Origin of the sequence: Bacteroides sp. 519, assembly GCF_010500955.1 — a bacterium.
Classification (GTDB): Bacteria; Bacteroidota; Bacteroidia; order Bacteroidales; family Bacteroidaceae; genus Bacteroides.
On sequence record NZ_QVMJ01000024.1, the window covers coordinates 25,049 to 37,868 of the forward strand.

The 12,820-nt window shown below is 41.8% G+C and carries 7 protein-coding genes, 2 tRNA genes and 3 rRNA genes; 2 read left to right on the forward strand and 10 right to left on the reverse strand.

From position 1 onward, the window contains the following. Positions 1–2: 2 nt before the first annotated feature. The 9 genes from D0T85_RS17155 to D0T85_RS17195 all read right to left on the reverse strand — a co-directional run bounded on the left by D0T85_RS17155 (position 3) and on the right by D0T85_RS17195 (position 10,229). Positions 3–1,322, reverse strand: a complete 1,320-nt coding sequence (locus D0T85_RS17155; RefSeq protein ID WP_163214759.1) for a V-type ATP synthase subunit B — start codon at positions 1,320–1,322, stop codon at positions 3–5. An 11-nt stretch (positions 1,323–1,333) separates the two neighbouring features. Next, positions 1,334–3,091, reverse strand: a complete 1,758-nt coding sequence (locus D0T85_RS17160) for a V-type ATP synthase subunit A (RefSeq protein ID WP_163214760.1) — start codon at positions 3,089–3,091, stop codon at positions 1,334–1,336. 12 nt (positions 3,092–3,103) lie between these two features. Continuing rightward, the gene (locus D0T85_RS17165) at positions 3,104–3,943 is read right to left on the reverse strand and encodes a DUF2764 family protein (protein WP_163214761.1); all 840 of its coding nucleotides are present in this window, start codon (positions 3,941–3,943) and stop codon (positions 3,104–3,106) included. Between the two features lie 9 nt (positions 3,944–3,952). Continuing rightward, positions 3,953–4,543 (reverse strand): hypothetical protein, encoded by a 591-nt coding sequence (locus tag D0T85_RS17170; protein ID WP_163214762.1) that lies wholly within the window; start codon positions 4,541–4,543, stop codon positions 3,953–3,955. A gap of 446 nt (positions 4,544–4,989) precedes the next feature. After that, a 5S ribosomal RNA gene (gene rrf, locus D0T85_RS17175) occupies positions 4,990–5,100 on the reverse strand. A 107-nt stretch (positions 5,101–5,207) separates the two neighbouring features. Beyond that, positions 5,208–8,096: ribosomal RNA gene (locus tag D0T85_RS17180) — 23S ribosomal RNA — on the reverse strand. 192 nt (positions 8,097–8,288) lie between these two features. Further along, a tRNA-Ala gene (locus tag D0T85_RS17185) sits at positions 8,289–8,362 on the reverse strand. An 89-nt stretch (positions 8,363–8,451) separates the two neighbouring features. Further along, a tRNA-Ile gene (locus D0T85_RS17190) sits at positions 8,452–8,525 on the reverse strand. Between the two features lie 179 nt (positions 8,526–8,704). After that, a 16S ribosomal RNA gene (locus D0T85_RS17195) occupies positions 8,705–10,229 on the reverse strand. The 16S, 23S and 5S rRNA genes sit together here with 2 tRNA genes alongside, the layout of an rRNA operon. 745 nt (positions 10,230–10,974) lie before the next feature. Here D0T85_RS17195 and D0T85_RS17200 point away from each other — a divergent pair. Both D0T85_RS17200 and D0T85_RS17205 read left to right on the forward strand, forming a co-directional pair. Continuing rightward, the gene (locus tag D0T85_RS17200) at positions 10,975–11,322 is read left to right on the forward strand and encodes a translation initiation factor (RefSeq protein WP_163214763.1); all 348 of its coding nucleotides are present in this window, start codon (positions 10,975–10,977) and stop codon (positions 11,320–11,322) included. A gap of 3 nt (positions 11,323–11,325) precedes the next feature. Beyond that, positions 11,326–11,844, forward strand: coding sequence for a hypothetical protein (locus D0T85_RS17205; protein WP_163214764.1), 519 nt, complete (start codon positions 11,326–11,328; stop codon positions 11,842–11,844). An 86-nt stretch (positions 11,845–11,930) separates the two neighbouring features. Here the strand turns inward: D0T85_RS17205 and tsf are convergent, their stop codons facing one another. After that, a complete protein-coding gene (gene tsf, locus D0T85_RS17210) occupies positions 11,931–12,755 on the reverse strand; it encodes a translation elongation factor Ts (RefSeq protein WP_163214765.1) in 825 nt (274 codons plus the stop codon). Between the last annotated feature and the right edge of the window lie 65 nt (positions 12,756–12,820).

Genomic DNA, 12,820 nt, shown 5'->3' on the forward strand with positions numbered 1-12,820 from the left:
ATTTATTTCTTCCAGTATTTATCAACCAGTTCTTTCTTGATGTTTACTTCCTCAGGACGGAAATATTCTCCAAACAATCCCCAGGCAGTATCAAGCATCTCTGTTGTATTAACATTCACATCAATCGCCAATAATTTATCGGCATACGATTTTGCAAATGCCAGCGTACGTTCGTCATAGTTGGTCAGGTCGAAACCATTCTCCATTTTGGTTCTTGCATTCGAAGCATCAGCATACAAACGAACCGCAGCGTTCATTACCTGTGGATGGTCTTCGCGGGTTTTCTTTCCGATAACCAATTGTTTCAAACGTGAAAGCGAACGGAACGGATCAACTATTACTTTACCAATGTCACTATCACGTCTCAGGAACAGCTGTCCTTCTGTAATATAACCGGTATTATCGGGTACAGCATGGGTAATATCTCCACCCGAAAGCGTTGTTACAGCAATAATTGTGATAGAACCACCATCGGGGAACTGCACTGCCTTTTCGTAAATCTTCGCCAAATCGGAATATAACGAACCGGGCATAGAATCTTTAGAAGGGATCTGGTCCATACGATTCGATACAATAGCCAAAGCATCGGCATATGAAGTCATATCTGTTAAAAGTACAAGTACTTTCTGATTATGCTCCACAGCAAAATATTCGGCGGCAGTAAGTGCCATATCAGGAACCAGCATACGCTCAACAGGAGGGTCTTCGGTTGTATTGATAAAACTTACAATTCTGTCGAGTGCACCTGCATTAGAGAATACATTCTTAAAATACAGGTAGTCGTCATTGGTCATCCCCATGGCTCCCAGAATAATTTTATCTGTTTCGGCACGAAGGGCAACATTTGCCATTACCTGATTAAAAGGCTGGTCGGGATCGGCAAAGAATGGAATCTTTTGTCCAGACACCAAAGTGTTGTTCAAGTCGATACCTGCAATACCTGTTGCTATCAGTTCTGATGGCTGTTTACGTCTTACCGGATTTACTGATGGACCACCAATTTCTACTTCTGTACCTTCAATCTCTGGTCCACCATCTATCGGTTCGCCAAACGGATTAAAGAATCTTCCGGCCAGTTGTTCACTTACTTTAATGGTAGGAGCCTTGCCCAGAAATACTACTTCAGCATTGGTAGGAATACCTTCTGTACCACCAAATACTTGTAGTGTTACCTCATCACCGGCAATCTTAACTACCTGAGCCAGTTTACCGTCGATAATTGCCAGTTCGTCATAACCAACACCCGTTGCTTTTAAAGCACAGGTAGCTTTTGTTATCTGGCTAATCTTAGTGTATATTTTTTGAAAAGCTTTTGTTGTCATATTCTTATCTCTTATCCAACTTTTTTCTCGGCGATTAATGATTCAAGTTCCTTTTTGTATCCTGCATACTTATCCGATTGAAATTCCGAATAGTTCATTTGTTTGCATATATTGATCATCTTCTTGAAGTAATCCATAACGTTTATAAAGTTTTCGAACTTAAATTCGGTATGGCAAATATCCATTACCATATTAAGTATCTCTTCCTGACGTTCCATTGGTGTTACTGCATCAATATCGTCGAATGCATCTTGCTGAAGGATAACAAAGTCTATCAGTTCCGACTTCCAGAATGTAACGTGGTATTCAACCGGAACTCCATCATCACCAAGAATGTTTATTTGCTCGGATATTTCCTTACCACGCAGAAGACGGGTTTTGATTTCGTTAACCTTGCCAGTCCATTGGTCATTGATTCTTTCGGTAATATATTCTTCGAACTCCGGATATTCCAGGTATTTGGAGTAAGAGTCGATAGGATTTACTGCCGGATAACGTTTTCTGTCGGCACGTTCCTGTTCAAGGGCATAAAAACATCGTGCAACTTTCTTTGTATTTTCGGTTACCGGTTCTTTGAGGTTACCACCTGCAGGCGATACAGTACCTATAAATGTAATTGAACCTGTTTTATCATTATCCAATATCACATATCCGGCACGGCCATAGAAGTTTGAGATAATAGATGATATATCCATAGGGAAAGCATCCGGCCCTGGAAGTTCTTCCAAACGATTCGACATTTCGCGTAGAGCCTGTGCCCAACGTGAGGTTGAATCGGCCATCAACAATACTTTCAATCCCATTGCGCGGTAAAACTCGGCCATTGTCATTGCTGTATATACAGAAGCTTCACGGGCTGCAACCGGCATGTTCGAAGTATTTGCAACAATGATAGTACGTTCAATCAGTTTACGTCCGGTATGTGGGTCTATCAGGTGAGGGAACTCAGCAAAGATTTCCACTACCTCGTTAGCACGCTCTCCACAGGCAGCCATAATAACGATATCGGCTTCGGCTTGTTTAGAGATGGCATGCTGAAGTACCGTTTTACCAGTACCAAATGGTCCGGGAATAAATCCGGTTCCACCTTCAACGATAGGGTTTACAGTATCGATAACCCTCACTCCTGTTTCCAGTAATTTAAAGGGTCTGGGTTTTTCCCGGTAGTTAGTCATGGCTTTCTTAACCGGCCATTTCTGGACCATATTTACTTCAATGTCTTTACCATTTTCATCGGTAAGAACAGCTATTGTATCTTCAACTGTATAGTCTCCTTCTTTGGCTATAGACTTAACGGTAGCCGTACCCACCATGGTGAAAGGAGCCATTATTTTAAGTGGTTGAAAGTTTTCGTCAACTTCGCCAAGCCAAGCTGATGATTTTACTTTATCACCTGGAGTTACCAAAGGTACAAAATGCCATTTCTTTTCCTTATCGAGCGGATATGTATATTCGCCACGTTTAAGGAAAACGCCAGTCATTTTATCCAAGTCGTTTTGCAAACCATCATAATTCTTTGATAGCATTCCGGGGCCTAATGTTACTTCCAGCATGTGCCCGGTAAACTCTACTTCAGCACCAACTTTTAATCCGCGGGTGCTTTCGAATACCTGAACATACACATTGCTCCCCACTACTTTAATCACCTCAGCCATTAAATTATCGCCACCTGTCGAAATATAACATATTTCGTTTTGTGAGACAGGGCCGTCAACAGTGAGGGTAACCAGATTAGATATTACGCCATTAACAGTTCCTTTTGTTGCCATATATTTGTATATTTATTTTCTGAATTCTTCAGGTATCCGAACATCGTCTTTTAAATTCTGAATAAACTCCCTGAATTGTTTACTTCCTGCTTCTTTATCAAGATATAACCAACGTTCAATGGTTTCTAGTTTTACAAGAAAAACAAATAGTTTTTCTACAGTAAAATAGTTGAAGAAAGATTCTTCTTCCATCCAGCCCCATTTAAGCAGGTCTATTTTCTTTTCTCTTTCTGTTAGTTCATGGATTTCACTTATTCGAACCAACTCTTCCCAATAGGTTATTGTACCTGTAAGTCCAAAATCGCGTGCGTTTGATGTTTTCACTGCTTCACTTACTTCGGTATTCCCTATAATATGAGTAGCTATTTCATATTTATACTTCCGGGCTATTAATGCAGCAAATATGTTGTTAACATTAAGATTAAATTCAAACCAGGAAGATACAAACTGATTTTTGTTTCCTATCGCATATTCATAATAATATGCTGCAAGTATATTTTCCGGCAATCGTTCATCATCATCCGAAAGTTGGAAGTACTCAGTCAGGAAAAAGAAAAGATAAGATGGGTATTTTTTGTCTGGTTGATCACCATCTTTAACGCCATCTATTAAGGCCAGAAGTTCATCAGCCGAGTAATTCCCTTTTGTATTGATGGACGATTCTTTGTTTTTCAACAAATCCAGTAAATTAGCGTTATCATATTGCAGATAGAATAAATCAATAACCTTTTTGTCATTATCGGTTAACTCCGGATAAATCTCTGTTTTGAAATTCTCTACCGTATAACTTAATTTACCATCATCCAGAGTAATGTCGGGTAATCCGGCAATTAGATAATAGTATTGAGCCATAAATTTCTTTTAAAACAACATTTCGATTAGTTGAGGACGGAGAAATGATTTGAAGTAGTTTTCGAACTCTTCTTCACCAAAATTCACCTTGTAAGAGCCGTCGGCAGGCGATACGGAAAACAATGTTTTCATGCCGTTAACCTGTTCAATAGTAACTCCTTTGTCTAGCAAATCTTTGGCTTGAGATGCAAAATGTTTTTTCAATGAATCCGCATCTGCTGTAGAAATAGTAATGGCTTCTGTTTCACACCACTTGGAAGCCAGCGAAAGTATAAAGTTATTTAGCAAATCTTTATCTGCTGTGAATGCTTTTACCGAATCGGATATGGTTTGATTGGTTAATAAAGTTGTTATTTCCGATTTCAAAGCATTTACTGCCTGTCCTGCAAACAACTTTAATTCCGACTTGGTGTTTTCTGCTAATTCGTTAGCCGACTTATTAGAGGCTGCCAAAATAGAATCGGCTTCTTTTTTAGCGTCTTCTATAATTTTCTTTGCTTCTTCCTGAGCTTTTTCAATAAGACGTTGGGCTTCTTCGTTTCCTTTCTCAACGCCTTCACGATAAATCTTATCAGTCAGCTCTTGAATTTTGTTTTCCATATGCACGGGTACTATTTAATGTTTATATTATATTTTGTTACTTAACTAAGATTTTGGTCAAATTTAAAAAAATTAATCCGATAATAGAAAATTGAAAGAATAAAAGTCGGCTAAGTTTAGAAAAGTTTTATGGAAGGATGCAGTTTTTGGCGAAAAGAGGCTAAATGATGAACAAAACATAAAGAGTTTCCATGTTTTTAGATGCTATCTTTTTAGAGATGCTATCTTTTTAGACACGGATTACACGGATTGCACGGATTAAAAAACACGGATATAATTTAGTTTTTAATAAGTAAGCAATTACCCCTGCCGGGGTAATTGCTTACTTACAATTTTAATCCGTGTTCTTAAATCCGTGCAATCCGCGTAATCCGTGTCTAAAAAACACAAACTAGCATAAACAAAGAAATCCCTCTCAATCTTTCGACTAAGAGGGATTCTCATTAAAACGGCAACTACCTACTCTCCCACTATTACGCAGTACCATCGGCGTAACAAGGCTTAACTTCTCTGTTCGGAATGGGAAGAGGTGGAACCCTTGTGCTATAGTCACCTAAATAAGTTAGACACGAAGCAAAGCAAAAAATAAATAGAATATTATAATAGTTATGTTGACTGTAGTCGAAACAGATAGTCAACTAAACCAAAAGTATCAAACAACCAATAAAAAAAGTGACCGGGCAATTAGTAACGCTCGGCTAAACACATCTCTGTGCGTACACCTGCGTCCTATCAACGTTGTAGTCTACAACGACCCTAGAGAAATCTAATCTTGTGGCCGGCTTCGTACTTAGATGCTTTCAGCACTTATCCGATCCCGACGTAGATACTCGGCAATGCAGCTGGCGCCACAACCGATAAACCAGAGGTCAGTCCAACACGGTCCTCTCGTACTAGTGTCAGAGCCACGCAAATTTCATACGCCCACGATAGATAGAGACCGAACTGTCTCACGACGTTCTGAACCCAGCTCGCGTGCCACTTTAATGGGCGAACAGCCCAACCCTTGGGACCTTCTCCAGCCCCAGGATGTGACGAGCCGACATCGAGGTGCCAAACCCCTCCGTCGATATGAGCTCTTGGGAGGGATCAGCCTGTTATCCCCGGAGTACCTTTTATCCTTTGAGCGATGTCCCTTCCATACGGAAACACCGGATCACTATGCTCTAGTTTCCTACCTGATCGACGTGTATGTCTCCCAGTCAAGCGCCCTTATGCCATTACACTCTACGGACGGTTACCAATCGTCCTGAGGGCACCTTTAGAAGCCTCCGTTACGCTTTTGGAGGCGACCACCCCAGTCAAACTACCCACCAAACAGTGTCCACCTTACTAGGTGTTAGAGCTCAAACAACCAAAGGGCCGTATTTCAAGGATGGCTCCACAAATACTGGCGTACCTGCTTCAAAGCCTCCGGCCTATCCTACACATCAATTGCCCAAGCTCAATGTTAAGCTATAGTAAAGGTTCACGGGGTCTTTTCGTCCCATCGCGGGTAATCGGCATCTTCACCGATACTACAATTTCACTGAGCTCACGGTTGAGACAGTGTCCAGATCATTACACCATTCGTGCAGGTCGGAACTTACCCGACAAGGAATTTCGCTACCTTAGGACCGTTATAGTTACGGCCGCCGTTTACTGGGGCTTCAATTCAATGCTTCTCTTGCGATGACATCTCCTCTTAACCTTCCAGCACCGGGCAGGTGTCAGGCTATATACTTCATCTTTCAATTTCGCATAGCCCTGTGTTTTTGATAAACAGTTGCCTGGACCGATTCTCTGCGCCCTCCCATCGCTGGGTAGGGACCCTTTATTCCGAAGTTACAGGGTCAAGTTGCCTAGTTCCTTAACCGTGAATCACTCAAGCGCCTTAGAATATTCATCCCGACTACGTGTGTCCGTTTACGGTACGGGTACCTTAAAGATTAAGTTTAGCGGATTTTCTTGGAAGTATGGTTACATGTACTATTGGATTGTTCAAAGAACGCTCCATACTATCAGGTTCGACTCAGATTGCGGATTTGCCTACAATCATCAACATCTACACCCTTCAACGGCCTATTCCGTCAGACCGCGACACTTTCACAACTCCGTCCCCACATCACTCTAAAAGGTAGTACTGGAATATTAACCAGTTCTGCCATCGGCTGCGCCATTCGGCTACACCTTAGGACCCGACTAACCCTGATCCGATTAGCGTTGATCAGGAAACCTTAGTCTTTCGGCGAGGGGGTTTCTCACCCCCTTTATCGTTACTTATACCTACATTTGCTTTTCCACACGCTCCAGAGTAGCTTACGCTACGCCTTCAACGCAGAGTGGAATGCTCCCCTACCGATGTAATTAATACATCCCACAGCTTCGGTAACCTGCTTATGCCCGATTATTATCCACGCCGGAGCCCTCGACTAGTGAGCTGTTACGCACTCTTTAAATGAATGGCTGCTTCCAAGCCAACATCCTAGCTGTCACTGGGCCCTGACTTCGTTAGTTCAACTCAGCAGGTATTTCGGGACCTTAGCTGATGGTCCGGATTCTTCTCCTTTCGGACATGGACCTTAGCACCCATGCCCTCACTCCCTGTCTTAACTTGTACGCATTCGGAGTTTATCAGGACTTGATAGGCGGTGAAGCCCTCGCATCCAATCAGTCGCTCTACCTCATACAAGTAATAAACAGAGGCTGCACCTAAATGCATTTCGGGGAGTACGAGCTATCTCCAAGTTTGATTAGCCTTTCACCCCCACCCTCAGGTCATCCGGAAGCTTTTCAACGCTTATCGGTTCGGTCCTCCAGTTAGTGTTACCTAACCTTCAACCTGCCCAAGGGTAGATCACTTGGTTTCGCGTCTACTCCTACTGACTACTCGCCCTATTCAGACTCGCTTTCGCTTCGGCTACTGCTCTCAAGAGCATTAACCTTGCCAGTAAAAGTAACTCGTAGGTTCATTATGCAAAAGGCACGCCGTCACACCATAAAGATGCTCCGACCGCTTGTAGGCACATGGGTTCAGGAACTATTTCACTCCTCTATGCGAGGTGCTTTTCACCTTTCCCTCACGGTACTGGTTCACTATCGGTCTCTCGGGAGTATTTAGCCTTACCGGATGGTCCCGGCAGATTCACACAGGATTCCTCGTGTCCCGCGCTACTCAGGATACTACTAGGGTTACTATATCTTCAAGTACAGGCCTGTCACCTTCTATGGAGCAACTTTCCAGATGCTTCTTTTCGATATAGGTCGTCCCACAACGTAGTCCTACAACCCCAACAATGCCGTAACAATGTTGGTTTGGGCTAATCCGCGTTCGCTCGCCACTACTAGCGGAATCATTTTTATTTTCTTTTCCTACAGGTACTAAGATGTTTCAGTTCCCTGCGTTTGCCTCCTGCATAGCAGGATGACTGGTCTTCAACCAGCCGGGTTGTCCCATTCGGAAATCTTGGGGTCAAAGGTTATTTGCACCTTACCCAAGCTTATCGCAGCTTATCACGTCCTTCATCGCCTCCGAGAGCCAAGGCATCCACCATGTGCCCTTATTTACTTTCTTTGTTCACAGTAGCTAGGAGTTAGGAGCTAGTAGTAAGTAGCCTTGCGGATACTTATATACTAGATAACACTAGCTAAGTGGGTTGAATCATACTTTTAGCTCGTTACTAAAAATATTGTTTACTTTTTGCTTGTACATCATGTCAAAGATCGTGTATTAAATGGAAAATTATCAATTTTCAATTTAAAAGAGTGGAGAATAACGGATTCGAACCGTTGACCCCCTGCGTGCAAGGCAGGTGCTCTAGCCAGCTGAGCTAATCCCCCGAAAGTAATGAAGAATGAAAAATTAATAATGAAAAATTTACATTAAAGCGAATTCTTAATTCTTAATTCATAATTCTTAATTTAATTCGTAGTCCCAGGCAGAGTTGAACTGCCGACCTCTACATTATCAGTGTAGCGCTCTAACCAACTGAGCTATAGGACTAGTTCAACCTAACCCCACGGGGCTCGGCTTCTAATTTCTCTTGTTACAGATCATATATATAAACATAACAAACAAGAAAGTACAAGAAAAAACCTTGTAACGATAAGTCAACTCCAATTAAAAATAGAATTACGAATTAGTAATTCCAAATTCCTAATTAATAACAAGACATGCTCCAGAAAGGAGGTGTTCCAGCCGCACCTTCCGGTACGGCTACCTTGTTACGACTTAGCCCCAGTCACCAGTTTTACCCTAGGACGATCCTTGCGGTGACGTACTTCAGGTACCCCCGGCTCCCATGGCTTGACGGGCGGTGTGTACAAGGCCCGGGAACGTATTCACCGCGCCGTGGCTGATGCGCGATTACTAGCGAATCCAGCTTCACGAAGTCGGGTTGCAGACTTCGATCCGAACTGAGAGAGGCTTTCAAGATTAGCCAACTGTTACCAGTAAGCAACTCGCTGTACCCCCCATTGTAACACGTGTGTAGCCCCGGACGTAAGGGCCGTGCTGATTTGACGTCATCCCCACCTTCCTCACATCTTACGACGGCAGTCTCATTAGAGTCCTCAGCATGACCTGTTAGTAACTAATGATAAGGGTTGCGCTCGTTATGGCACTTAAGCCGACACCTCACGGCACGAGCTGACGACAACCATGCAGCACCTACACAGATGCCATTGCTGGCTATATCGTCTCTGATATATTCATCTGCATTTCAAGCCCGGGTAAGGTTCCTCGCGTATCATCGAATTAAACCACATGTTCCTCCGCTTGTGCGGGCCCCCGTCAATTCCTTTGAGTTTCACCGTTGCCGGCGTACTCCCCAGGTGGAATACTTAATGCTTTCGCTTGGCCGCTTACTGTATATCGCAAACAGCGAGTATTCATCGTTTACTGTGTGGACTACCAGGGTATCTAATCCTGTTTGATACCCACACTTTCGTGCATCAGCGTCAGTTAAAGTCCAGTCAGCTGCCTTCGCAATTGGAGTTCTTCGTGATATCTAAGCATTTCACCGCTACACCACGAATTCCGCCAACCTTTACTTTACTCAAGACTCCCAGTATCAACTGCAATTTTACGGTTGAGCCGCAAACTTTCACAGCTGACTTAAAAGTCCGCCTACGCACCCTTTAAACCCAATAAATCCGGATAACGCTCGCATCCTCCGTATTACCGCGGCTGCTGGCACGGAGTTAGCCGATGCTTATTCATATGGTACATACAAAAACGTACACGTACGTCACTTTATTCCCATATAAAAGAAGTTTACAACCCATAGGGCAGTCATCCTTCACGCTACTTGGCTGGTTCAGACTTGCGTCCATTGACCAATATTCCTCACTGCTGCCTCCCGTAGGAGTCTGGTCCGTGTCTCAGTACCAGTGTGGGGGACCTTCCTCTCAGAACCCCTATCCATCGATGCCTTGGTGAGCCGTTACCTCACCAACAAGCTAATGGAACGCATCCCCATCTATTACCGAAATTCTTTAATAATCAAAACATGCGAATTGATTATACTATCGGGTATTAGTCTCCCTTTCGAAAGGTTATTCCCGAGTAATAGCCAGGTTGGATACGTGTTACTCACCCGTGCGCCGGTCGCCATCAATCTATTGCTAGATCATGCTGCCCCTCGACTTGCATGTGTTAAGCCTGTAGCTAGCGTTCATCCTGAGCCAGGATCAAACTCTTCATTGTAAAAATATTGTTGATTTGTAATATAAACCTATTCTATCACCTTTATGCAAAGTGTAAAATAAACAAATTATACAAAAATCTTAGCTCTGTTAGGATGTCTTATTTATTGAACTTATCACCTGATATAAATCAAGTTATTGACAAGGTTATTTTTTTCCTCTTTACTTTATTATACATAAAGCAAAGATGCTTGTACTACTTGTTGTTATGAAAATAATTCAAAGAACGATTGCTTTTTAAGAGCTGCTTCATTTCTGAAAGCGGATGCAAAGATAAAGACTTTTTAGTTTAACTTCCAAATTTATTTTAGATTATTTTTAGAAAAGTTTTAAAGGCTTCTAAAACTTAAAATAAATGTGAACAATACTTCAATCTTTTTGTTGCTGCTGTACTCTCTTGTAAAGCGGGTGCAAAGGTAGGAACTTTATCCGTAAATCCAAATTTTAAAGAAGAAAAATATGAAAGTTTTTTAGAGATAAACGCTAAGTAACTGATAATGAAATGTGTTGTAGAACATAAATTTTGGAAGATTAATTAGGGAGCGAAAAAGGTACACCTTATTATATGTATAGGACTTACTAATACTATGTGTTTTTTCTATCTACCCATATAAATATTGAGAATAATAACAGCAGTCACTTCATAGTTTGGGTTTTATCTTTTTGTTTTTAGACGAGCAAAGCTGGAAAAAATTGCAATCTTAGCAACTAAATATTACTTTTGAACCTCAATAAACAATAGATATATGAAAAAGAACGATTGGAAAGACAGATTAAATGTTGTATACTCCACGAATCCCGATTATAATTATCAATCCGAAGAGGAAGAAGAATTGGAAACTCTTGAACCTGCCAAACAAAACCTGCGTGTACAGTTAGACCGTAAAAACCGAGGTGGCAAAGTTGTAACCCTTATCACCGGATTTGTGGGTACAGAAGATGATTTAAAAGAGCTTGGTAAACTTTTGAAAACCAAATGTGGTGTGGGTGGAGCAGCCAAAGATGGAGAGATCATAATACAGGGAGATTTTAAGCAGAAGATTCTTGATTTACTCATAAAGGAGGGATATTCCAAAACCAAGCCCAAAGGTTGAGCAATGAAACGAAGAGAATTCTTAAAACTATCCGTATTTGCAGGTATTGCCCTTGCCGGATGTTCCAATAATTCTAAGGGCACACCTGTTGCGCATTACCTGGACAGCAAAGTTGGGAAAGATATTAATCTGGAAGGACAGATTGTACATGTTTGCCCCATTGAAAAGCGCATGATAAAATTAAAGCTTGCTGATGGTGAAATTATACGTGTGATAAATCCGGACAACTCGGTATTCGATACAGAGCTCAATAATAAGGAAGTCCGTGTTTCGGGAAGGTTAAGCCTTGATAAATTATCAAGAGAAGAAATTGCTAAGAACTTCAACGAAAAAAAGCTGCTTTGCCATATAAGCCATAAACCCTGTCTTGATGAAAAATGGGTTGCAAACCGTTGGAAGGATGGATCGGCAGAGAAAATGCTTAAAAGGGATAATAATAAACTGTTAATGAGGATGAAAGAGTATAAGGTCGATTTTGTAAGAGTGTTTACTATTACGGTAGGGAAACTGACGATGTTATAATAGCCTTAACTTCAATAGTGACGAATTTGGCATTAAAAAAGCCGCACTGTAACCAGCGCGGCTTTTCTATTATATAGACCTTGTTTTTATTCTACGTTCAAAGTGAAACGTTTGAAATCAACTACAGTTAAACCAGCACTTGTTTTAGTAAGGTATTCACCGATAGTCATTTTAGCGTCTTTTACAAATTCTTGTTCAAGCAAGCAAACTTCTTTGTAGAACTTGCTGATACGACCTTCAGCAATTCTTTCGATCAGGTTTTCTGGTTTACCTTCCTGACGAGCTTTGTCGGCAGCGATAGCTTTTTCTGATTCAAGAACGTTTGCAGGAACACCATCAGCGTTGATAGCGATAGGGCTCATTGCAGCAATCTGCATAGCAACATCTCTTGCAACTTGTGGGTCAACGTTTGGTTGATTGAAAGCAACGATTGTAGCCAGTTTGTTACCTGGGTGGATGTAAGAAGAAACACTTTCGCCTTTAACGATTCCGTAACCATCTACTTCCATTTTTTCGCCTGTAATACCGCTACGGTCAGTAACAGCATCGGCAATAGTTGCACTTCCAAGAGAAAGGGTCTTCAATGCTTCAAGATCAGCTGGTTGGTTGGCGGCAGCGATGTCAAGGATTTCCTGAGTTAAAGCAACGAAGTCGGCATTTTTAGCAACAAAGTCAGTTTCGCATTTCAAAGCTACCATTGCAGCAAGGCCATTTTCATGTTTTGCCAATACGCAACCTTCAGCAGCTTCACGATCCGAACGTTTTGCAGCCACAGCCTGTCCTTTTTTACGGATAATTTCAACAGCTTTGTCGAAATCGCCATCCGAGTCGTTCAATGCATTTTTACAGTCCATCATACCAGCTCCGGTCATTTTGCGCAGCTTGGTTATTTCAGCCATAGTAACAGCCATAGTATTTTTCCTTTCTTTATTTTTAAATAGTTAGTAAAGATAATAAAGGAGATAAAGTTAGGTAA